This window comes from Halomonas sp. KG2, from assembly GCA_030440445.1.
Classification (GTDB): domain Bacteria; phylum Pseudomonadota; class Gammaproteobacteria; order Pseudomonadales; family Halomonadaceae; genus Vreelandella.
This window is the reverse complement of record CP098528.1, coordinates 1,519,079-1,542,282: the sequence shown is the minus strand read 5'-3', so window position 1 is coordinate 1,542,282 and position 23,204 is coordinate 1,519,079. Positions and strand designations below refer to the sequence as shown.

At 54.7% G+C, this 23,204-nt stretch carries 17 protein-coding genes and 1 CRISPR repeat array; of the genes, 12 read left to right on the top strand and 5 right to left on the bottom strand.

The window, feature by feature from the left end:
• Nucleotides 1–212: 212 nt before the first annotated feature.
• Nucleotides 213–1,574 carry an aminodeoxychorismate synthase component I gene (gene pabB, locus NDQ72_07105; protein ID WKD29705.1) on the top strand — a complete coding sequence of 454 codons (1,362 nt, stop codon included), beginning with the start codon at nucleotides 213–215 and terminating at the stop codon, nucleotides 1,572–1,574.
• Between the two features lie 115 nt (nucleotides 1,575–1,689).
• Nucleotides 1,690–2,310, top strand: coding sequence for a phosphoadenosine phosphosulfate reductase family protein (locus NDQ72_07100; protein WKD29704.1), 621 nt, complete (start codon nucleotides 1,690–1,692; stop codon nucleotides 2,308–2,310).
• Between the two features lie 93 nt (nucleotides 2,311–2,403).
• On the opposite strand, the gene cysB is transcribed toward NDQ72_07100, so the two are convergent.
• Nucleotides 2,404–3,378 carry an HTH-type transcriptional regulator CysB gene (gene cysB / locus NDQ72_07095; protein ID WKD29703.1) on the bottom strand — a complete coding sequence of 325 codons (975 nt, stop codon included), beginning with the start codon at nucleotides 3,376–3,378 and terminating at the stop codon, nucleotides 2,404–2,406.
• Between the two features lie 358 nt (nucleotides 3,379–3,736).
• Here cysB and trxA point away from each other — a divergent pair, with 358 nt between their 5' ends.
• The gene (gene trxA, locus NDQ72_07090) at nucleotides 3,737–4,060 is read left to right on the top strand and encodes a thioredoxin (protein ID WKD29702.1); all 324 of its coding nucleotides are present in this window, start codon (nucleotides 3,737–3,739) and stop codon (nucleotides 4,058–4,060) included.
• Nucleotides 4,061–4,129: 69 nt separating this feature from the next.
• On the opposite strand, the gene NDQ72_07085 is transcribed toward trxA, so the two are convergent.
• Complete coding sequence (locus NDQ72_07085) at nucleotides 4,130–5,227, bottom strand: AI-2E family transporter (protein WKD29701.1); 1,098 nt, start codon at nucleotides 5,225–5,227, stop codon at nucleotides 4,130–4,132.
• Between the two features lie 192 nt (nucleotides 5,228–5,419).
• Between NDQ72_07085 and NDQ72_07080 the strand changes: the two genes are divergently transcribed.
• Nucleotides 5,420–6,250, top strand: coding sequence for an SIMPL domain-containing protein (locus tag NDQ72_07080; GenBank protein WKD29700.1), 831 nt, complete (start codon nucleotides 5,420–5,422; stop codon nucleotides 6,248–6,250).
• Here the strand turns inward: NDQ72_07080 and serS are convergent.
• Nucleotides 6,192–7,469, bottom strand: coding sequence for a serine--tRNA ligase (serS, locus tag NDQ72_07075; protein ID WKD29699.1), 1,278 nt, complete (start codon nucleotides 7,467–7,469; stop codon nucleotides 6,192–6,194). The two genes, NDQ72_07080 and serS, sit on opposite strands and share 59 nt — an antisense overlap.
• A gap of 205 nt (nucleotides 7,470–7,674) precedes the next feature.
• Between serS and NDQ72_07070 the strand changes: the two genes are divergently transcribed.
• Genes NDQ72_07070 through cas2 form a run of 7 tightly spaced genes read left to right on the top strand, consistent with a single transcriptional unit; the run spans nucleotide 7,675 to nucleotide 15,288 of the window.
• Nucleotides 7,675–9,927 carry a CRISPR-associated endonuclease Cas3'' gene (locus NDQ72_07070; GenBank protein WKD29698.1) on the top strand — a complete coding sequence of 751 codons (2,253 nt, stop codon included), beginning with the start codon at nucleotides 7,675–7,677 and terminating at the stop codon, nucleotides 9,925–9,927.
• Between the two features lie 26 nt (nucleotides 9,928–9,953).
• A complete protein-coding gene (gene cas5c / locus NDQ72_07065) occupies nucleotides 9,954–10,622 on the top strand; it encodes a type I-C CRISPR-associated protein Cas5c (protein ID WKD29697.1) in 669 nt (222 codons plus the stop codon).
• Nucleotides 10,619–12,418: a type I-C CRISPR-associated protein Cas8c/Csd1 gene (gene cas8c / locus NDQ72_07060; GenBank protein ID WKD29696.1), complete on the top strand. Its 1,800-nt coding sequence runs from the start codon at nucleotides 10,619–10,621 to the stop codon at nucleotides 12,416–12,418. Before cas5c ends, cas8c begins: the two co-directional genes overlap by 4 nt.
• Entirely contained in the window at nucleotides 12,415–13,284 is an 870-nt protein-coding gene (gene cas7c / locus NDQ72_07055; GenBank protein WKD29695.1) for a type I-C CRISPR-associated protein Cas7/Csd2, read from the top strand. The genes cas8c and cas7c overlap by 4 nt, the downstream gene beginning before the upstream one ends.
• A gap of 10 nt (nucleotides 13,285–13,294) precedes the next feature.
• Entirely contained in the window at nucleotides 13,295–13,933 is a 639-nt protein-coding gene (gene cas4, locus NDQ72_07050; GenBank protein WKD29694.1) for a CRISPR-associated protein Cas4, read from the top strand.
• 5 nt (nucleotides 13,934–13,938) lie between these two features.
• Nucleotides 13,939–14,979, top strand: coding sequence for a type I-C CRISPR-associated endonuclease Cas1c (gene cas1c / locus NDQ72_07045; protein ID WKD29693.1), 1,041 nt, complete (start codon nucleotides 13,939–13,941; stop codon nucleotides 14,977–14,979).
• An 18-nt stretch (nucleotides 14,980–14,997) separates the two neighbouring features.
• A complete protein-coding gene (gene cas2, locus NDQ72_07040) occupies nucleotides 14,998–15,288 on the top strand; it encodes a CRISPR-associated endonuclease Cas2 (GenBank protein WKD29692.1) in 291 nt (96 codons plus the stop codon).
• Between the two features lie 188 nt (nucleotides 15,289–15,476).
• A CRISPR array of direct repeats spans nucleotides 15,477–20,844; the repeat unit is 33 nt; unit sequence GTCGCGCCCCGCCCGGGGCGTGCGGATAGAAAC.
• A 189-nt stretch (nucleotides 20,845–21,033) separates the two neighbouring features.
• Here cas2 and NDQ72_07035 read toward each other — a convergent pair.
• Both NDQ72_07035 and NDQ72_07030 read right to left on the bottom strand, forming a co-directional pair.
• Nucleotides 21,034–21,297 carry a Txe/YoeB family addiction module toxin gene (locus NDQ72_07035; GenBank protein WKD29691.1) on the bottom strand — a complete coding sequence of 88 codons (264 nt, stop codon included), beginning with the start codon at nucleotides 21,295–21,297 and terminating at the stop codon, nucleotides 21,034–21,036.
• Nucleotides 21,294–21,536: a type II toxin-antitoxin system Phd/YefM family antitoxin gene (locus NDQ72_07030; protein ID WKD29690.1), complete on the bottom strand. Its 243-nt coding sequence runs from the start codon at nucleotides 21,534–21,536 to the stop codon at nucleotides 21,294–21,296. Before NDQ72_07030 ends, NDQ72_07035 begins: the two co-directional genes overlap by 4 nt.
• Nucleotides 21,537–21,858: 322 nt before the next feature.
• Between NDQ72_07030 and NDQ72_07025 the strand changes: the two genes are divergently transcribed.
• A complete protein-coding gene (locus NDQ72_07025; protein WKD29689.1) occupies nucleotides 21,859–23,112 on the top strand; it encodes a dicarboxylate/amino acid:cation symporter in 1,254 nt (417 codons plus the stop codon).
• The last annotated feature ends 92 nt before the right edge of the window (nucleotides 23,113–23,204 follow it).

Genomic DNA, 23,204 nt, shown 5'->3' with positions numbered 1-23,204 from the left:
CGCCACATTTGTGCCGTCAACTAGTCAAAATGGTCGATTTTATTCACCTTTCGTGTAACCCAGCTATTTATCCTTGGGTTAATGTCAACAATCATGCTCTTTCCGTTAACCGTGTTTAATCTACCGTGAGAAAGGCGTCAGTGGTTAGCACTGGTGTCATCAATTAACGACCTCTAGAATGCGTTGCCTTCCATTGGCCTGGCGTTTGCTCCATGACATCGGCGTTGACCATTAAAGCCCTGCCCTACTCTCCTACTCCACTGGAGATCTTTGCTCACCTGCGAAAGCGTCATGGTGCGGTATTACTTGATAGCGGCCGCCCCACAGCAAACGGGCGCTACGACATTATCAGCAGTGATCCGTTAGCTACGCTAGAAGTCATGCCTGATGGACAAACTCACTTCACTTCAACGCAGCTGGACCTTCCTTCGGCACTCGCTGGAGATATGACCGCCCAGCAGCAATGGATGCTTGAACAGCTACCCAGCACAGATTTCCCCAGCGAGCTGCCTTTTTTAGGCGGCCTGATGGGTTATTGGAGTTATGATCTAGGACGTAATAACCTCGCGATTCCCAGCCGCCACCCCAGTGTTACTAATCTGCCATTGGCACGTTTGGGGCTTTACGACTGGTGCATTACCTTTGATCACGAAAAGCAGGCAACATGGCTCATTGCAACAGCAACTCGCCAACAGCAGGTCATGAAATGGCTCGCTCAGCCACCTGCCAGTGTTGCTAAAGACTTCCACTTAACCAGCCCCTTCCAGGGCGAGCTAAGCCAAGCAGATTACACCGAACGCTTTAACACTGTTCAGCACTACATTCGCGCAGGCGACTGCTATCAAATTAACCTTGCTCAGCGGTTTACAGCGAGCTATGAAGGCGATGAATGGCAGGCTTATTTACGCCTTCGCAAGGCAACACCGACGCCCTTCTCAGGTTTCATGGCATGGGGAAGAAACCAAGCGGTACTCTCGCTTTCCCCAGAACGCTTTATCCAGTGTAAAGACGGGCGAGTGGAAACGCGCCCAATCAAAGGCACGCGACCACGAGGTAAGTCGCCGGAGGAGGATATCGCCCTAGCGGAACAATTATTAAGCAGCACGAAAGACCGTGCGGAAAATGTCATGATTGTTGACTTGCTGCGCAATGACTTGGGACGCGTATGCGCTCCTGGGTCTATTCGCGTACCGCAGCTATGTCAGTTAGAGAGCTATCCCAACGTGCATCACCTGGTAAGCGTGGTTCAAGGTCAGCTCGCCAAACATCGTTCACCGCTATCTCTGCTGACAGCGGCGTTTCCTGGCGGCTCTATTACTGGCGCGCCTAAAATACGCGCCATGCAAATTATCGACGAGTTGGAGCCTTGCCAACGCAGTGTCTATTGCGGAAGCCTGGGGTACATCGATAAACGGGGCAGCATGGACACATCAATTGCGATACGCACCATGGTGGCAGATGCAGGCAAGCTACATGTTTGGGGCGGCGGGGGGTTAGTCGCCGACTCTAGAGCAGACGAGGAGTACACAGAAACGCTGGATAAAATCCGTCATCTAATCGGCGCTTTGGAATAAATAACAAAATTCTTAAATCAAAAAGGAATATAAAAGCCAAACCAAACGGTATTGGGGCTAAGCCCCCTCTCTTTGATAGCCTAGTGTCATACTCGACCTTATGACAGGAGGCAGCATGTCTTCAGCGCTTGACAGCATTAACCGTGATTTTGCCAATAATCCCCAAGACCTTATCAAGTGGGCGCTTAGCCAAGGCGAGCGTCCTATTTGCACGACCAATTTCCGGCCGTTTGAAGCGGTAATTCTGCATATGGTCACTCAGGCACGTCCAGACATCCCTATCGTATGGATGGATAGTGGCTATAACACTGAGGCTACTTACCAATTCGCCGATGCCTTAATCCAGCGGCTGAACCTAAACATGGTCAGCTTTATTCCGCAGCGAACCCGTGCTCATCGTGAAGCACTAGAGGGGGCAATGCCCAGCATTGACGACCCACGTCACGCAGCCTTCACTCAAGAAGTAAAGATTGAGCCGTTTGAGCGTGCCCTGCGGGAAATGCAGCCGGATGTCTGGTTCACCGCCCTACGGGCAGAGGACACCCCAGAGCGGGCTAAAATGCAGCCTGCCAGCCGTAACAGCGATGGCTTATTAAAAATTGCCCCGCTGCTGCAGTGGACAGCAAAAGATATGTACTACTATCTTGAGGCACACGATCTGCCCAACAACTTTGACTACTTCGACCCCACCAAAGTAGAAGACAAACGTGAGTGTGGCCTGCATTTACAGCACTGAAAATGAAATGTAGGTGGTAAATGGTGAATAGCGCGCAAGCTCAACCACGCTAATGCGCTATTCACCCACTATCTCACCCACTATTCGATGCTGCTAATGCTCAGGAAGCTCTACTCCCTCAAACAACTCATGCTCAAAACGTGGGCCAGCCAGCAAGGCTTCGTCTACCAAGTCCCGAGTGAGATGAGGTGCAAAGCGTACGAGGAAATCGTACATATAGCCGCGCATGAAGGTGCCACGACGAATCCCAATCTTAGTCGTAGAACTCGCGAAAAGATGACTGGCGTCCAGCGCGACTAAATCTTCATCTAACACTGGATCAACCGCCATTTGGGCGACAATACCAACCCCCATGCCCAGTCGCACATAGGTTTTAATCACATCAGCATCAGCGGCCGTTAACACCACATTTGGCGTAAGTCCTTGTGCTTTAAACGCATCATCTAATTGCGAGCGGCCGGTAAACCCAAACACATAAGTGACGAGAGGATGTTCGCCCAACGCTTCAAGCGTCAGTGGCTTGTCTATCGATGCCAGTGGGTGGTCTTTAGGTACTAAAGCGCAGCGATTCCAGCGGTAGCAAGGTAACAACACCAAGTCAGTGAACAGCTCTAGCGATTCAGTAGCAATTGCAAAATCGGCCTGACCTTCGCTAACCATCTGAGCGATTTGCTTGGGTGTGCCCTGCTGCATATGTAGGGCAACATCAGGGTACTTAAGAGTAAACTCGCTGATGATAGGAGGTAGTGCATAGCGCGCCTGAGTATGAGTGGTAGCAATCGACAAACTACCCCGGCGCTCGTCGCTGTGTTCTTGGGCGACTTGTTTGATGTTTTCTGTCAGCTTCAACACCTGACCTGCCAGCTCAATGATAGACAGCCCTGCTGGCGTTACGCGAGTAAGGTGCTTTCCGCTGCGTGCAAAAATCTCAACACCTAGCTCATCTTCAAGCAAGCGTATTTGCTTGGAAATCCCCGGCTGCGAGGTAAACAAACTCTGCGCGGTGGCTGACACATTCAGGTTGTGTCGATTGACTTCCCAGATATAGCGAAGTTGCTGTAGCTTCATATCCTCACCTTATTATCTATGCAGGAAGCACGTTGAAGCGCATCCTCGCGCCGCTGCTAACTTGCACCACCCGCGCAGCACTTAAAGGTGCAATACGTGGGGGCGACACGCCTCATACATACAATTTTGAATAAAAAATCATCTTATAATTCACTTATAGTATAAAAAATAGCCGTTACGAACACCCATTAATTTTTCATAATGGCTGTCGAAACGTCATAGGAAATTTGCCAGCACCTTCTGCGCCCGCTAACATCTGCCAACTTGGCGCGGTGAAAGTGCGCTAGTAAAACGCGTAATGACCGTTGCTCCATTTGAGGCAACGAAACAGCAAGAGCAACGCAAACGGGAGAAACAGATGGCTAACAATGTTGATGTCACCAACGCCAATTTTGAGCAAGAAGTCCTCAACGCCGAACAGCCAGTCCTACTGAAGTTTTGGGCCCCCTGGTGCGGTCCCTGTAAAGTAATGGCACCTGTGGTTGATGAAGTTGCTGCTGAACGTGGTGACAATCTGAAAGTGGTTAGTGTGAACGTTGACGATGCGCCTGAAATTGCTGCAGAACAAGGCGTGCGCGGCGTTCCGACAGTGATGCTATTTAAGTCCGGTACGAAAGTGGCGTCGCTGGTAGGTGCACAGTCTAAATCCCAGCTGACCCAATTTATCGATCAAAACGCCTAACTCGCGCTAACGTTACCGCTGGCACTGCCAGCGGTAACTTTCTGCACTTCCGGTCCCAAACGCCTCCTTCTACTCTCGACGCTTCCAAGGTGGACGGCGTGCATCGCCAAGGCGCGTTCGACGCTGCCCTCCCGGCCCCAGCAAATGAGCAATCCAGCGAGTTTGAGGATGGCTGTCCAAGGCGATTTTTAACGTCATCGTCAATACGACCGACAACAACATCCCCGCAGCACCAAAGATCCACCCCCACACAACCAACGAAAGAAACGCCACAAACGTCGATAGCCCCAAGGCCTGTCCCATCACTCGCGGCTCAATCAAGTTACCCAAAACGAAATTAATCACCAAATAGGCAGATGCGAGTAACAGCGCCTGCAATACTCCACCATCTTGGGATACCAGCAATAGCAGCACAGGAGGAATCGCCGCCAAGGCCGAGCCGATATTAGGAATAAAGTTAAGGGCAAAAGCCAACACCCCCCACAGCAACGGAAACTCCACTCCCACTATCAAGCAAGAGAGCCATACGAGTGCCCCGGTGGCCAAGCTAATAACGGTCTTCACTGCTAGGTAGCGCTTCAGCGTTAAACTAAACTCGCTAAACCGCTTTAGGCTTGGCGCTGGGTTCTCAAGAGCGCGGGACACTTTATCTCGGAAGTTAAGCGTTTCGAACAGCATGAAAATAACTAACAGCCCGATAATACTGCCTTGCATAAAGAGATTACCGAGTTCGCCTAGCAACGTTGTCACCCACGACCCGTCGTCTTCCATAGCAAGCATATTGCTGAGCTGATCAGGATTAATGGCTAGCCCACGGCTAGAGAGTGCGTTCAGCAAATCCCAATAGTGCTCATACAAACGCGACTCGATATCCGGCAGCACCTGAACAAAGGTGCTAAAGCTGTTGACCACCAGCAAGCCAATTAAGGAAATAAAACCCAGCAGCACCATCAATGTTAAAAAAGCAGAGGCTCCTCTACTGAGTCCACAGCGGTGCAGCCACTGCACAGGCGACGTACATACAACAGCAATAAAGACTGACAGTAACAGAGGAACCAGAAGATCCGCCCCGGCCTTCATACCCGCAACAATAACAACGAGTGCGGCAAGCGCCAGGGTCGCATTTAAAGGGATACTACGATAATCCTCATCCGATAATTTCGACATTGCCCTTTCCTTAGCGTGTTATCCACATATCATGGCCGCTCGCGCAATATTGCACAAACCATGACAACATTAAGCAATTGCTTTGCATCGACTCTTAGCCAGTGAACTTTATTGCGCTTTGCCCTTCCAAGCAGCGTCACAGTATAAATTAGTTAACATTAATCATTGGCTCGATCAGTAAGGAAGTGACCTATGACTCCAGCAACACCACATCTAAAACGCTTGCGCTACGGCGTGCTTGGCAGCGCACTTCTCGCCCTTCTGGCAACGTCTACGGCTCACGCCGCGCCCCCCACCCCGCCAAGTTTACATGTCCAAGCCCAATCATGGGTGGAAGTAGAGCCCGACAAAGCCACACTGTCTGCACGGCTGTGGGAAAACACCCCAGCGGTTTCCACGCTAGAAGATACCGACAGTGACGAGCTGAGCGACGCACGCGAGCGACTGGAAAATCGTGCCAGCGAGCTCATTAAAGCCATGGAAGACATCGGCATTGAGCAACGTGCCATCAATGCAGGGTCACTCAATGTCTATCCTGAGCACGTCGCGGGGCCGCGCAACGATGATGGTGAACACGAAACGTTAATGCGCACCCGCTTAGAGCGCCCCTTCAGTATTGAGCTTACCAATATAGATCAATTGGGCGAGGTGTTTGACGCGATGATAAGTGCTGGCGTGAACACGCTGGACGGCGTTCAGTTTGATCTTCAAGACCGCGACGCCGCTACCGATGAAGCGCTTACTAAAGCACTAGAAAAAGCCCGCCATAAAGCGGACCTAATGGCCAGCACACTAGGCGTAAGGCTTGGCCAAGTACAGCGCATTGAAGAAGCCCAAGCCCCCATATTCCAGCCCCGCATGATGGCCATGCGCGCTGAGAGCGATGCCATGGGCAGTGGTTCCGCTAGCGACTATCGCCCCGGCACCATTCGTATCGATGCCGAGGTCAACGTCGAGTGGGCAATTAGAGGGCAAGACGCTCAAGGCCGCCCAGGTAGGGTTGCAGAGGCGCAGGAACAGTAATAGAGCCATCTGCCTGCTGGTGGTTTTCAAGCACCGCCAGCAGGCAACGCCCCACCGCTAGGCCTGAACCATTCAGTGTATGCAGCAATTGTGGCTTTTTCGCGTCTGGGTGGCGGAAGCGGGCTTGCATGCGCCGCGCCTGGAAATCTTCGCAGTTAGAGACTGAAGAAATTTCCCGATACGTTTCTTGGCTAGGCAACCAAACTTCTAAATCGTAGGTCTTCGCCGCTCCAAAGCCCATATCGCCGGTACACAGCGTTACTACGCGGTATGGCAACTCCAGCGCCTGCAGAATTGCTTCAGCATGGCCACGCATCTCTTCCAGTGCTTCATAACTCTTTTCTGGCTCGACAATCTGCACCATTTCGACTTTATCGAACTGATGCTGACGAATCATGCCGCGGGTATCGCGCCCATGAGAACCCGCTTCGCTGCGGAAACAAGGCGTGTGAGCAGTCAACTTCATTGGCAACGCAGCCTGATCGACAATCTCATCACGCACAAAGTTAGTTAGTGGCACTTCCGACGTCGGAATCAGATGGTATTCCCGTTCGTCGTTAAGTTTAAACAGATCTTCGCCAAACTTTGGCAGTTGCCCGGTGCCCATCAGCGAATCGCGATTCACCATGTACGGCACATAGCACTCTTCGTAACCATGCTGCTGAGTTTGCGTATCCAGCATAAATTGCGCCAGCGCCCGATGCAGACGCGCAATCGGCCCACGCATTACCGCAAAGCGAGCGCCGGTCAGCTTAGCTGCCAGTTCAAAATCGAGATAACCCGATTTCTTACCAAGATCCACGTGATCCAACACCTCAAAATCAAACTCACGCGGCGTACCCCAGCGGTGAAGCTCAACATTGTCGTCTTCGCTTTTGCCTTCAGGCACGCTTTCATGAGGAAGGTTGGGAATACCACTGATAGCGTCATCCCACTCTTCCTGCACCTCGGCCAGTTCTTTCTTGGCTTTATCCAGGCGCTCGCCTAAATCGCTCACTTCATCCAGCAACGGTTGAATATCTTCACCGCTAGCCTTCGCCTTACCAATCGCTTTTGAACGCATATTGCGCTCGTTTTGCAGCTGCTCGGTCTGGGTTTGCAACTCACGACGGCGCGATTCCAGCGCTTGCAATGCCGCTTTATCAAGTTCGAAGCCCCGCCGGGCCAGTTGTTGCGCAGCCGCATCAAGATCACCGCGCAGCAGTTTCGGATCGAGCATGAGTTATCCCTTGGCCTGAAATCAGTGAAACACGGCGTACATCGCCCGTGATGAAAGAAGCCTATTGTAGGCAAAAGCACGGCGGGGAGCTATGGGTGGCCTCAGGGACTAAGCAATAGCTTGTGCAGTGTAAGCATTCAGCTATAGAAAAAGGGGATGCTTTAAGGCTAAGGTGACTAAATATTAATCATATTGAGCCATGCAAATGCCACCTAAATCGTCGCGCTTTTACGCTCACTCACTCCCAGAAACTGGCAAGCAAGCCTGGCAAACACTAGACGATCATTTAAAGTGTGTCGCCGAAATGGCGGCAAGACGCGCTGAACGCTTTGGTATGGCAGATGCTGGGTATGCAGCGGGTCTTTTGCATGACTTAGGCAAATACAGCGCGCCTTTTCAGCGGCGGCTGGAAGGCTCTCCGGAGCGTGTTGATCACTCCACTGCAGGCGCTATTGTCGCTAAACAACGCTTCAAAGGAGGGGTTGGCGACTTGCTGGCCTACTGCATTGCAGGCCATCATGCAGGGCTTGCCAATGGCCGTGATTCAGGCGAACGCTCCCCGCTGAGTGAACGCCTTAAAGCGGATATCCCTGCAATAGATAACACTTGGCAAGATGCGCTTACGCTTCCACAGGAGCTATGTCCTCCTGGTACATTTACCCAACGTCCAGAACGGGGTTTCTTTCAACTCGCGTTTCTCACCAGAATGCTTTTTTCATGCTTGGTCGATGCAGACTATATCGATACTGAAACCTTCTACGCCCAACATGAGACCGGCTTAGCACGGCAACGCGGTGGCGGCGCTTCGCTAACGCTTCTTCGCGAAGCGCTCAATCAATACCTAGAAACCTTCGACACCGAAAAAGGCATTAACCAATTACGTGGGCATATCCTGCGTGAGGTACGTAATAAAGCAGGAATGAGACCCGGCTGTTTCAGCCTCACAGTACCCACTGGCGGAGGAAAAACCCTGGCCTCCCTCGCCTTCGCCCTGGATCACGCCATCACCCACAACATGGATCACGTTATCTACGTTATCCCCTTTACCAGCATCGTCGAACAGAACGCTGCAGTATTTCGGAAGGCGTTGGGCAAATACGGTGCTGAAGCAGTGCTCGAACACCACAGCACCTTTGATGCTGAAAAAGCGTCAAAAGGCGACAAGGATAGTCTTGATAAACTCAGACGCGACAGTGAGAACTGGGACGCACCGATTATCGTGACAACATCGGTGCAGTTCCTTGAAAGCCTCTTTGCCGCTAAAACATCACGCTGCCGCAAATTACATAATATTGCCCGCAGCGTCGTCATTCTGGATGAAGCACAAACAGTGCCCCTACCCTTGCTACGGCCAAGTGTTGCCGCACTGGATGAACTCGCGCTGAATTATCACGCCAGCATTGTGCTCTGTACCGCTACCCAACCCGCCCTGCTTGAAACTAATGACGCAGCCCGCAGCTTCACAGGCGGTTTCAAAGACGTTGAGGAGCTAGCCCCCGATCCAAGAAACCTGTATCGAGCGTTAAAACGGGTGACGGTAAAGCATATTGGCTGCTTAGATGACGACCAGTTGCGCGATGAAATCCTGGACGTCAATCAGGTTCTGTGCATCGTCAATAACCGCCGCCACGCCAGAGCCTTGTATGAATCCATCGCCGATCAGCCAGGCGCTTTTCATCTGACCACCGCCATGTGCGCCGTTCATCGGCGACAGGTATTACAGCATATTCGCGAAACACTTACAGAAGGCAAACCATGCCGGGTTGTGTCTACTTCATTAATAGAAGCGGGCGTCGATGTGGACTTTCCAAGAGTGCTGCGCGCCGAAGCGGGGCTAGACTCTATCGCCCAGGCCGCAGGGCGCTGTAACCGTGAAGGCAAACGAACCGCCGAAGAGAGCGAAGTGCGTATTTTTGCAACTGCCAATGAAGAGTGGGCGCCGCCGCCCGAGCTAAAACAGTTCGCCCAAGCCACCCGCGAAGTACTACGCCAGCACGGTCACGACCCACTCTCGCTGGAAGCGATAGAGGCGTATTTCACGCTACTTTACTGGCAGCAAGGGCCTAACCAACTCGACAAGCACCAACTGCTCTCGCTGATTGAAAAAGGGCGGCTTGACGGCCTGCCCTTTGAAACCCTCGAGCAGAAATTTCGCCTCATCGACAACAAACAACGCAGTGTCATTATCCCCAGAGACGATGAAGCTCGCAAAGCGATTAAAGATCTCGCCTTTGCCACAAGCCCTGGCGGCATCGCCCGAAAATTGCAGCTCTATACAGTGCAAGTGCCTCATAACGGCTTTAGAGCCCTAGAAAAAGTCGGTGCCATTGCGTCTATCGAGCCGGATAAATTTAATGACCAATTCATGCTGCTGGTCAATGAAGACCTCTACGATGATGCGCTAGGGTTGAACTGGAGCGACCCAACCTTTATGCGAGCCGAAAGCTTACAGTGGTGAACATACAACATTAATAGGGAGCCATTATGTCATACGGAGTTCGACTGCATATCTGGGGTGACAGGGCCTGCTTTACGCGGCCAGAGATGAAAGTAGAGCGTGTATCCTATGATGTGATCACACCCTCGGCAGCACGCGGCATACTGGAAGCCATCCACTGGAAACCCGCCATTCGCTGGTGCGTAGACCGTATCCATGTACTCAAGCCCATCCAATTTGAGTCGCTGCGGCGCAATGAAGTCGGCGGCAAGCTCTCAGCCGCCTCTGTAACAAAGGCCATGAAAGCGGGGCGCGTTGATGATGTGGCCTATTTTGTTGACCAGAATCGCCAACAGCGGGCCGCCACCATTTTACGCAATGTAGCCTACGTGATTGAGGCGCACTTTGAATTTACCTCACGTGCGGATGATAGCGACACCCCCGGCAAACACCTGGATATTTTCAATCGCCGCGCCCGCCAAGGCCAATGCTTCCACACTCCCTGCATGGGTACCCGCGAATTTCCGGCGAATTTTGCGCTCATTGAACCTGAGCAGCCCCTCCCCTCTTTTGACCCAGCATTAACCGGTGAAAAAGACCTTGGCTACATGCTGCACGATATTGATTTTGCAAACGGCAAAACATCGCGATTTTTCCGCGCCAAGATGCAAGATGGCGTGATTGAAGTGCCTCCCTTCCAGGAGACACTCGCATGATACTGACCGCCCTCAATGACTATTATCAGCGGCTATCCAAGGAAAACAAAGTACCGCAGCCAGGCTTTAGTACAGAAAAAATCAGCTTTGCCCTGGCATTCGATCAGAATGGCTGTCCGCAGCAGATTGATGATCTGCGTGACACCTCAGGCAAAAAGCCCCGCGCCCGCCCTTATCAGGTACCCGTTGATAAGCGACGCACATCAGGTATTCACGCCTACCCGCTTTGGGATAAAACTGCGTACGCATTAGGGGTAACAGCCGGAGAAGGCAAACGCTTAAGCGATGAACATGCCGCCTTCAAAGCCCGCCAATTTGACCTTTTCCGTGACAGTGATGACACATCACTCCTGGCCTTTTTGAAGTTCTTAGATCAATGGCACCCTGAGAAACTATCCTCGCTGCCCGGTTACAGCGAGGAGGTACTGGATAGCAATATTATTTTTCGGCTAGACGGACAACAACAATATCTACATGAAAACGACGGTGCTCGCCGTATCTGGGGTGCTGCACTCGAAGAAAATACCGGTATTTTCGGGCAATGCTTAATCACTGGGGAAGACGCCATACTGGGCACTGACCACCCTGCCATTAAAGGCGTTAGAGACGCACAATCGTCGGGTGCCTCGCTAGTTTCGTTTAATAGCGAGGCCTACGAGTCCTACGGCTTTCGTAAAAATCAAAACGCGGCTATCTCCACATCAGCGATTTTTGGCTACACAACGGCGCTTAACTATTTACTGCGTGGCGATGCAGACAACCAACAACGCCTGCAAATAGGCGATACCACGCTGGTTTTCTGGGCAACTGCGCAAACAGCAAAGGCGGCGCAAGCGGCGGAAAGCTTTTTCGCGGTACTCAACCAACCACCCAGCGATGAACAGGAAGCCAGCAAACTAGGCTCTCTACTTGCCCAGGTAGCTGATGGCCGCCCGCTAAAGGAGGTCGCCCCGGAGCTAGAACCCGAAACGCAATTTTACGTACTGGGCCTTGCTCCCAATGCCGCTCGTCTATCCGTTCGTTTTTGGCTGGTTGATAGCCTGGAGCACTTAACTAAACATTATGCCCAGCATTACCGAGATCTAGATATCCAGCCTGCACCTTGGAAAGGTATTGCCCCCAGCGTTTGGTGGTTAACCTTGCAAACAGCGCCTATTCATGGCGCACGGCCAAAATCAGAAGACGTACTGCCCCAGCTCGCTGGCGAAATGATACGCGCCATTATCACGGGGCAGCGCTACCCCCGACCACTGCTTACCAGTGTTGTTATGCGTTTTCGCAGTGATGGCAATATCAATGGCTTGCGCGTCGCGCTTTGCAAGGCAGTGTTAGCCCGAGAGGCTCGCTTGACCACGCACTTAAACTCGAACAAACAGGAGGTTTCCGTGAGTCTTGATAAAAGCTCCACCCATCCAGGTTACTTATTGGGCCGCTTATTTGCCGAATTAGAAAACGCCCAACGTGGCGCACTTGGTAGAGAGTTGAATGCCACTATTAAGGATCGCTACTACGGTGCCGCGTCCGCCACTCCCGCTAGTGTGTTCCCTATGCTGCTGCGCAATGTGCAGAACCACCTTTCATCCATGCGTAAAAAAGACAAAGGCGGTATTGCATACACTATTGAAAGTGAAATCAGTCAAATTATTGACGGGCTGGGCGACACCTTCCCGCGCAGCCTGCGCATCGAAGAACAAGGGCGATTTGCCATTGGTTACTACCATCAATCACAAACGCGATTCGCTAAAAAAGATAACGCGAATAGCGATGAACCATCTGAACAGGGAGACTCAGAATGAGCACCATTGCTAACCGCTACGAATTTGTCCTTTTATTTGATGTAACCAACGGCAACCCCAACGGCGACCCTGATGCAGGCAACCTGCCCCGGCTCGACCCAGAGACCAACCAGGGGCTTATCACGGATGTTTGCCTAAAACGTAAAATTCGTAACTACGTCGCTCTCGAAAAAGAACACGACGCTGGCTATGCCATCTATATGCAAGAAAAGTCAGTGCTCAACAACCAGCATAAAAAAGCCTATGAAGCGTTAGACATTAAACCTGAATCTAAAAAGCTTCCCAAAGAAGCGGAAAAAGCGCGCCAAGTAACCGAATGGATGTGCAATAACTTTTTCGACGTGCGCACCTTCGGCGCAGTCATGACAACCGAGGTAAACTCCGGCCAAGTACGCGGCCCTGTCCAGGTGGCCTTTGCCAGCTCTATCGATCCCGTCATACCCATGGAAGTCTCCATTACCCGTATGGCGGTTACCAACGAAAAGGATCTTGAAAAAGAGCGCACCATGGGGCGCAAGCACATCATTCCTTATGGCCTATACCGCGTACATGGCTACGTCTCTGCAAAACTAGCTGAACGTACCGGTTTTTCAGAAGATGACTTAGCCCTTCTATGGCGCTCTCTAATCAATATGTTTGAACACGACCGCTCTGCCGCGCGTGGTGAGATGTCCACCCGCAAACTTGTTGTTTTCAAACACGATCACCCAATGGGTAACGCGCCCGCCCATGTGCTCTTCGATAGCGTTCAAGTGAAACGTGTTGAAGGGAAAGAAGATACACCGGCACGCCACTACAGCGACTATCAAGTCAGCATCGCCAGCGAGTCACTGCCGTCTGGTGTTACGGTGGAAGAACACTTATAGGTGAGACGCCATGGAAGAAGAGGCACGCCCTATTCCGCTTTCGGCTCTGCAGCATACGCTGTTCTGCCCACGCCAATGCGCGCTGATCCATGTAGAGCAGCAATGGGCCGAAAACCGTTATACCGCTGAAGGCCGTTTATTACACGAACGCGCGGACCAGTTGGGGCATCAGCGTCGCCGGGGCATACACACTTCCATGGCCTTGCCTTTGGCAAGTGAACAGCTGGGCTTGAGCGGTATTGCCGATGTAGTGGAGTTTGATGAAAGCCAATCCGCTTTAGTGGTACGCCCTATTGAGTACAAACGCGGGCGACCCAAAGCGCACCGTGCGGATGAGGTGCAGCTTTGTGCTCAGGCGCTCTGTCTGGAAGAAATGCTAGATATCCACATCGACTCTGGCGCCCTCTTTTATGGCAAAACGCGACGGCGCAAAGAGGTGGCGTTTGATGACACTCTACGCACGTTAACTCATCGTATTATTGAGCAAACCCGCGCTATTTTTGATGAGCAGCAGACTCCTCCTGCTATTTACAATGCAAAAAAGTGTGATCACTGCTCCCTTGTCGATATTTGCCAACCTCAAGTGTTTAACAAACAGCGCTCCGCAAGCCGATGGCTGACCCGGCAACTTGATGCCCTGGATGAGTAACGCCCATGCGACGACAATTAAACTCGCTGTATATCACCACAGAAGGTGCTTGGCTTAAAAAAGAAGGCGCCAACATTGTCATGCAGGTAGAAGGGAAAGAGCGCGCCAGGCTTCCCATTCATATGCTGGAGTCCCTTGTATGCTTTGGGCGTGTGCTTGTATCCCCGCCGTTAATGGGATTCTGCGCCGAACAAGGCGTTACCATCACCCACCTGTCACCGAACGGGAAATTCTTGGCGCGTATTGAAGGCCCCGTCTCTGGCAATGTATTACTCAGACGCACCCAATATCGTGTCAGTGATAACGAAGACTCCTGTTCGAGCCTAGTCAGTAGCCTTTTGGTTGGTAAAGTCCATAACCAGCGCGCTGTTCTCGCTCGGGGCATTCGCGATTATGGCAGCAAGATGCCACTTCAATATCGCCAGCGCCTGGAAGCGGCTCGTGACCGGCTAAGTCGCATCGCACGTAATTTACTGCAACCTGCCACAACCAATGAGCTACGCGGCCTAGAAGGCGAAGCCGCCCAAGTATATTTCAGCGTCTTCAATTTACTAGTGCGCCAAGAAGGTGATGCCTTTGAGTTTAAAGGCCGCAATCGCCGCCCACCGAGAGACCGTATTAATGCGTTATTGTCGTTTTTGTATACGCTGCTCACCCACGACTGCCGCTCAGCACTAGAGAGCGTCGGCTTAGACCCCGCCGTAGGCTTTTTACACCGGGATCGCCCAGGCCGCCCAAGTCTTGCGCTTGACCTTGCAGAAGAGTTTCGCCCTTTGTTGGGTGATCGACTAGCCCTGTCGCTCATCAACCGTCGTCAGTTACGCGAGAAAGACTTTAACATTACTGAAAGCAATGGCGTCGTTATGACCGATGATGCCCGCAAGCTGGTGCTGACTGCTTACCAAGAGCGAAAGCGTGAAGAGTTGTTGCATACATTTATAGATGAAAAAGCACCTATAGGCATGCTGCCCATACTGCAAGCTCAATTAATGGCACGTCACCTGCGGGGGGACTTAGATGCTTACCCACCTTTCCTTTGGAAATAGCACACTGAGGGCAATATCATGATGGTACTGGTCAGTTACGATGTCAGCACCTCTTCAGAGGGCGGTGAAGGCAGGCTGAGGCGAGTAGCAAAAGCATGTCGAGATGTAGGGCAGCGGGTACAATTTTCCGTGTTTGAAATTGAAGTAGATCCCGATCAATGGGTACGCTTTCGTCAACGCTTGATCGACTTGATTGATGACGAGGTGGACAGCTTACGCTTTTACTTCTTAGGCCGAAATTGGAAAAACCGCATCGAACATATTGGCGCCAAGCCCGCCTTAGATATGAATGGCCCTTTAGTTTTTTAATGTTTCTCTTGTTTGCGAACCCCAAGCGTCTTGCCAAACCCCGTCAGGTTCGCAGCTCTTTAATAAATTGATTTTAATAATAAATTCTTTCGCCCACTCCTTTGTACCAAGCAAAATCGGTTAATGCTCAGTGTTTCGCAAAAGCATGTCTTTTTGCTTTTATTTTTCATGATGTTATAAACAGAACAGTCGCGCCCCGCCCGGGGCGTGCGGATAGAAACGTCAAGTAATGACGCGGGGTATTGAGCAGGGGCTGTCGCGCCCCGCCCGGGGCGTGCGGATAGAAACATTAAAGACGCTGCGCAAGTTAGTCATCGACAAAGTCGCGCCCCGCCCGGGGCGTGCGGATAGAAACGGTTGAAGATATAGACATTGGTAGTCTTGCTTTGTCGCGCCCCGCCCGGGGCGTGCGGATAGAAACCCTGAAGTGCTACGCCAAGAGATGCTATGGCTAGTCGCGCCCCGCCCGGGGCGTGCGGATAGAAACCGCACAATATAATAGGTTTTTGAGAAAGCAGAATGGGTCGCGCCCCGCCCGGGGCGTGCGGATAGAAACTTTGGTAAATGGCACTGCTTGGCCTTGGTCATCAAGTCGCGCCCCGCCCGGGGCGTGCGGATAGAAACTATTGCCAGCTTTACCCATAGTCTGTTGACTTCGGTCGCGCCCCGCCCGGGGCGTGCGGATAGAAACAATAGGCGCCCATTTGTGTTCGGCGTCTAGCTCTTGTCGCGCCCCGCCCGGGGCGTGCGGATAGAAACAAATACTGCGCAAGTACGATTGCGCCGTGGCGCATGTCGCGCCCCGCCCGGGGCGTGCGGATAGAAACCCCGAATTCACCAGCTTCATCGCCGGTGACGTAAACGTCGCGCCCCGCCCGGGGCGTGCGGATAGAAACGCCAACCTCTATTGCGCGATACAAGTCACAGGACGTCGCGCCCCGCCCGGGGCGTGCGGATAGAAACGCGAGCGCTCCATTGCGTGCCACGCAATCCTGATCGTCGCGCCCCGCCCGGGGCGTGCGGATAGAAACGCGTTGAGCGGCTGCTAAGCATCAGTGATAAAGATGTCGCGCCCCGCCCGGGGCGTGCGGATAGAAACGTCTATAAGCACACGCGCAACAGCCTGCGCCAGGTCGCGCCCCGCCCGGGGCGTGCGGATAGAAACAGTCAGGCAGCCTGCTGATGCCTAAATCTTTGTGGGTCGCGCCCCGCCCGGGGCGTGCGGATAGAAACACTTACAACGAGATAAGCCGCCGTTACGTAGACGAGTCGCGCCCCGCCCGGGGCGTGCGGATAGAAACTGCGTACCCTAACCTCTGGCGTTATCGCGCTGGGTCGCGCCCCGCCCGGGGCGTGCGGATAGAAACTACACCCGCGACAGATTCCCCAGGCTCAAAAAAGTCGCGCCCCGCCCGGGGCGTGCGGATAGAAACAATGCCTGCTGGCAAACGGCAAGGGCCGTGGTGGGTCGCGCCCCGCCCGGGGCGTGCGGATAGAAACAAGGAGGCCGCGCTGGCACAGGTCTTCTTGGTGTGTCGCGCCCCGCCCGGGGCGTGCGGATAGAAACAACATGCCCGCCATGAGCAAAAGCAAGGGCCAAGTGTCGCGCCCCGCCCGGGGCGTGCGGATAGAAACCGTGGCACTTAGGCCCAGGCCAGGAGCCATTGATCGTCGCGCCCCGCCCGGGGCGTGCGGATAGAAACTGCAAGCTGCGTGGCCGGATCAATGGCGTCTTTGGTCGCGCCCCGCCCGGGGCGTGCGGATAGAAACACTGACTTCGATCAGATGGCCGCCAATACCGCTGAGTCGCGCCCCGCCCGGGGCGTGCGGATAGAAACCGAAGCCAATTATCTCAGGTGGCAACGGCTCGGAAGTCGCGCCCCGCCCGGGGCGTGCGGATAGAAACAACCGTGATGGAATCTGCCGTTGTAGTAACGATTGTCGCGCCCCGCCCGGGGCGTGCGGATAGAAACAATGTCAGCGCCAGTACCCGCCGCGCCTATACTGGTCGCGCCCCGCCCGGGGCGTGCGGATAGAAACGTTAGGTGCGGCGGTAGATCCGCGTGATTCATGTGTCGCGCCCCGCCCGGGGCGTGCGGATAGAAACATCCGTTAGCCTGCCGCGTTGTGTGATTGAGTTTCGTCGCGCCCCGCCCGGGGCGTGCGGATAGAAACCGCCAGTAGATGACGTGCTGCTCTATCCCCCCCCAGGTCGCGCCCCGCCCGGGGCGTGCGGATAGAAACATCCGCGTTTGGGCGGCTTCCAAGTCCATGAAAGCGTCGCGCCCCGCCCGGGGCGTGCGGATAGAAACGTCAAAGTTCTTGGTGTTGTCATCACGATCTAATGGGTCGCGCCCCGCCCGGGGCGTGCGGATAGAAACTACATGGCTACGCGCCCATGCAGCCGTATCAGACGCGTCGCGCCCCGCCCGGGGCGTGCGGATAGAAACATTCGATTATTGGGATTATTTATCCCAGAATTCGAAGTCGCGCCCCGCCCGGGGCGTGCGGATAGAAACCAGATCCCAGCGCGGCGCTCAGTGGCGGCAGTCCAGGTCGCGCCCCGCCCGGGGCGTGCGGATAGAAACAATCGCTGGCGGGCAAGGGGCAAGCAATGAGCCTAGTCGCGCCCCGCCCGGGGCGTGCGGATAGAAACTCCATGCTGCCCGCAAGGCGCTCCATTGTGCTTGGTCGCGCCCCGCCCGGGGCGTGCGGATAGAAACCTGGACACCGAGACCGACACGCCGACTCGGGTCGTCGCGCCCCGCCCGGGGCGTGCGGATAGAAACAGGCCTGCGCAGCACTACCTCAGCAGGCCCAGCCTGTCGCGCCCCGCCCGGGGCGTGCGGATAGAAACCCCAGTCAGTCCTACAAGCAGTTCATTGCTACCGGTCGCGCCCCGCCCGGGGCGTGCGGATAGAAACCACTAAAGGTGGTCGTCATGAACGAACAAGAATGTCGCGCCCCGCCCGGGGCGTGCGGATAGAAACTCCCGTTCCGTGCGACATGCAGCGGACATAAGTGTGTCGCGCCCCGCCCGGGGCGTGCGGATAGAAACAGGTTCTCGGTGGTCATGTTGGTAGCGATGATCGGTCGCGCCCCGCCCGGGGCGTGCGGATAGAAACCGGTGAATATAACTCGCTCATTGTGCGCGCCCCCGGTCGCGCCCCGCCCGGGGCGTGCGGATAGAAACTAGTGATGTAAGCGCACGCTTAATCGTCTCTGGCGTCGCGCCCCGCCCGGGGCGTGCGGATAGAAACTGCACATGGACGGCCACCATATGGCATCCAGCCAGGTCGCGCCCCGCCCGGGGCGTGCGGATAGAAACTTCCGGCGGTGCCGCTTGCTCCGGCGGGGTGGTCTGTCGCGCCCCGCCCGGGGCGTGCGGATAGAAACCCTTGAATTAGTGGCGTTGGCGGACTGCTTTTGGGCGTCGCGCCCCGCCCGGGGCGTGCGGATAGAAACACTTCGTACAGGGCGCGACCCCGTCCCGTGATTTTGTCGCGCCCCGCCCGGGGCGTGCGGATAGAAACATGACCATCGACGTGCAGAAAACGCGCCTCGAATGTCGCGCCCCGCTCGGGGCGTGCGGATAGAAACGTGACGCTCTCACGCCCTACATAGACCGCATTGCGTCGCGCCCCGCCCGGGGCGTGCGGATAGAAACAGGCATAGGAATAGAGCGCCGGATCGGTGACAACGTCGCGCCCCGCCCGGGGCGTGCGGATAGAAACAGCATTGACATCTCAAGCCACGCTTCAAACACAGTCGCGCCCCGCCCGGGGCGTGCGGATAGAAACCACACACACACACACACACACACACGTCGCGCCCCGCCCGGGGCGTGCGGATAGAAACATTGATCGGATGACCGCCGTACTCCTGATCCATCGTCGCGCCCCGCCCGGGGCGTGCGGATAGAAACGACTAATGCGCTTAACGTACTTGGGGCCGTTGGACGTCGCGCCCCGCCCGGGGCGTGCGGATAGAAACCATAGCGCGGTGACGCCGGTGTACGCATCACGCTCGGTCGCGCCCCGCCCGGGGCGTGCGGATAGAAACAATGCGGGTGCCGTCTGGGTACCAGCGTCCGATCAAGTCGCGCCCCGCCCGGGGCGTGCGGATAGAAACCGCCGCTATTTTGGCATGGAGATCCTCGACCACTCGTCGCGCCCCGCCCGGGGCGTGCGGATAGAAACAGCGCATCCACGCTGATGCCGGTCAGTATTCTGACGTCGCGCCCCGCCCGGGGCGTGCGGATAGAAACCAGGTGAACTCGGTGTTAGCCGCTGCATCTGTGACGTCGCGCCCCGCCCGGGGCGTGCGGATAGAAACCTTTAGCACTTTGCGCTGCTCTGGCGTCATGTCGCGTCGCGCCCCGCCCGGGGCGTGCGGATAGAAACTTTTTGCTCATTGGGGAACAGCTCTCCTTGTCCTAGTCGCGCCCCGCCCGGGGCGTGCGGATAGAAACAAAGCGTCAGGGCTTTGCGCCTCGCTGACCATCGGTCGCGCCCCGCCCGGGGCGTGCGGATAGAAACCCTAGTTGGATGAAGCCGTTGGATAAGGTTCCTGATGTCGCGCCCCGCCCGGGGCGTGCGGATAGAAACTATAGTCTACGCTTTTTTCCGCCTTCTAGCATTGGTCGCGCCCCGCCCGGGGCGTGCGGATAGAAACAAGCCCTACCGCCATTTGCTCGGGTGCAAAACGACGTCGCGCCCCGCCCGGGGCGTGCGGATAGAAACTCTGAGCGCCCTACTGGCGAGAAGTCGGCGCGCGGTCGCGCCCCGCCCGGGGCGTGCGGATAGAAACAATCGCTGAACCGTGATAAGAGTCGCGCCCAGCTGGTCGCGCCCCGCCCGGGGCGTGCGGATAGAAACATTGGCGACCACGAATGCGCCTACCCTATGCCGCTAGTCGCGCCCCGCCCGGGGCGTGCGGATAGAAACAACGCTGAAGGCGATGGCCTGCAAGCTCGTATTACGTCGCGCCCCGCCCGGGGCGTGCGGATAGAAACGTAGTCTTGGGGTTCGGTCATCTTGGAGCCAGGGTGTCGCGCCCCGCCCGGGGCGTGCGGATAGAAACGCTATAGCGCTGCAGTTGCACTGGCTCAAATAGGCGTCGCGCCCCGCCCGGAGCGTGCGGATAGAAACGACAACGCCCGCCAGTTTTTGGAAACCATCGCCGGTCGCGCCCCGCCCAGGGCGTGCGGATAGAAACAGCGCGCATAAAATCAATTTCCTCCCAGCGCCCCTGTCGCGCCCCGCCCGGGGCGTGCGGATAGAAACTGCAGGGCATAGTGATGTGCGTCCTGGGATCGTGTCGCGCCCCGCTCGGGGCGTGCGGATAGAAACGTCAATCGCGGTGTCCACCTGCTCATCAAGCCCCAAGTCGCGCCCCGTTCGGGGCGTGCGGATAGAAACAGCGCTCAGCGCCTTCGGCAGATCCTTCAGCGCATGTCGCGCCCCGCTCGGGGCGTGCGGATAGAAACTCTTTGAACTCGGGCAGCTCCCAACGCAGGATCGGGTCGCGCCCCGCCCGGGGCGTGCGGATAGAAACTTAAACGGTTTGTCGTGAGGTTCCCACTTTTTCACCGCCGAGCAGGCAGCTCACAATAAAGAAACAAAATTAAATCAGCGCTCTATTTCTAGTGCCGCCGGTTACGCAGCGTGTGGTAAGCCTACGGTGAACCCGCGAATGCAGCGCGTAGCGCTGCTTAGATACTCGGCAGCAGCGACTGGTTATGCACTATTCGTAGTGGCTCCAAAGCCGGAGCACTTTAATTATCCCTTCGTCTTCAAGCACTTGGTAAACCAAACGATGTTGAATATTGATGCGCCGTGAATAAGCCCCCGCAAGATCACCGATGAGCTTCTCAAACGGAGGCGGTTTCCGATACGGATCTTCTGCGATTAGTGCTAGCAGCTCCTGCGCCTTTGGCTTCAAGCCACTGGAGGCTAACTTCTTCGCATCTTTCTGAGCGTGTTTGGTGTAAACCAGCTTCCATGTCACCAGTCCAACTCCTCGTCGCACTCATCCACTGGAGCCTCCATTCCCTCACGAACAGACTCTCGCATCCCTGGCACAGAAAGCAGGAAAAGCGTCTCTTGAATGGCAGACCAGTCCTCTTCTGCCACCAGAACAGCTTTATTCCGCTTGCCCATAATGACAATCGGCTGATGAGACTCTGCAGTCTCATCAATCAACCGATAAAGGTTACTGCGTGCCTCTGTTGCAGATATTCCGGTCATAACACACCTCTAATTTATCCCGCATTACATGATTGTACGCCATGCAGTACGTACGTCAAAACGAACGTAATATTTAATCCTTTGGGCTCGAATTAAACCACCACGATTTCTGATTGTTGTGCTCCAAAATAGCTGTAGCGTGAACTCTAAACCTCAAGTGCGCATGGTATGCCGGTGGCTGAGCAGCATCGAACTTTCGAATCTAACGCATACGCTATTACCAATCGGCATAAAAACCTTGGCTCACTAGCCCAAAGTGATAGAGTGCCCGCCGATTTGCAGCGCGAATCACTAATAATGGATGTTAAACGGGAGAAACGTAGTGCAGGAAACAGCAAAAAAGGGAAAGTTTTCTTGGTGGAGTAGCATCGCGCTGTGGAAAAAAATTCTGGCGGGGTTGGCACTGGGGATATTAGCCGGTGCGTTACTAGGTGAAACCGCCAGTGTCTTTAAGCCGCTCGGCGATATTTTCATTAATGCCATAATGATGCTGATTGTGCCGCTAGTATTCTCGACGCTGGTAGTGGGTATTACCTCAATGCGTGACCCGCAAAAAATGGGCCGCATTGGTGCGCGCACTATTACCTTGTATTTGGTGACGACGGCCTTTGCGATCAGCATTGGTCTACTGCTTTCTACCCTGTTACAGCCAGGAGTAGGCGTCGATTTAAGCTTCGATACAGAAGTAACTGCCAACGAAGCTCCCTCTCTGATTTCTATTCTGGTCAACTTAGTGCCGCGCAACCCCCTCGATGCCCTGGCGAATGGCAACATTATGCAGATCATTGTATTTGCCATTGGCTTAGGTATTTCGCTAACGCTGATTGGCGAAAAAGGCGAGCCGGTTATGAAGGTTTTCGATAGCTTTGCTGAAGCTATGTACAAGCTCACCGGCATTGTGATGGCCTTTGCGCCCTTTGGTGTATTTGGCTTAATCGCCCATGTCTCAGGCCAATACGGCTTAGAAATCCTGCTGCCGCTGGCCAAGCTGATTGGCGTGGTATATCTCGCCTGCATTCTGCATGTGTTGGTAATTTACTCTGGGTTTATTTCACTACTTGGCCGCTTGAACCCTGTGCGCTACCTCCAAGGCAGCTTGGATGCCATTGTGGTGGCGTTCTCCTCTGCCTCGTCTGCTGGCACGCTACCGGTGTCGATTCGCTGTGCGCAAAAAAACCTAGGGGTTTCAGAGGGCGTTTCTGGCTTTGTGCTACCCGTGGGCGCGACGATTAATATGGACGGCACGGCGCTTTACCAAGGCGTAGTCGTGCTGTTTATTGCCCAGATGACCGGCACCGATCTAACCATGATGGATTACGGCATGATTGTGGCCACCGGCACGCTGGCCTCAATTGGCACCGCGGGCGTTCCCGGCGCGGGTCTCATAATGCTGTCGATTGTAATGGCACAAATTGGCCTGCCTCTGGAAGCGATTGCGGTGGTTGCCGGTATCGACCGTATTCTGGATATGGCCCGCACCAGCGTAAACGTGGCGGGTGATTTGATGGTCACGACCCTGGTGGGTAAAAGCGAAGGCGAACTAAACGAAGAGGTTTATAACAACAACCGCGCATAGATTTTTTTATGAATGTTACTTTAGCGCTTGCTGCCTTTGCGCAGCGGGCGCTTTTTTTATGGCCTGGCGCTAACCTGCTAGCATATTGTTAA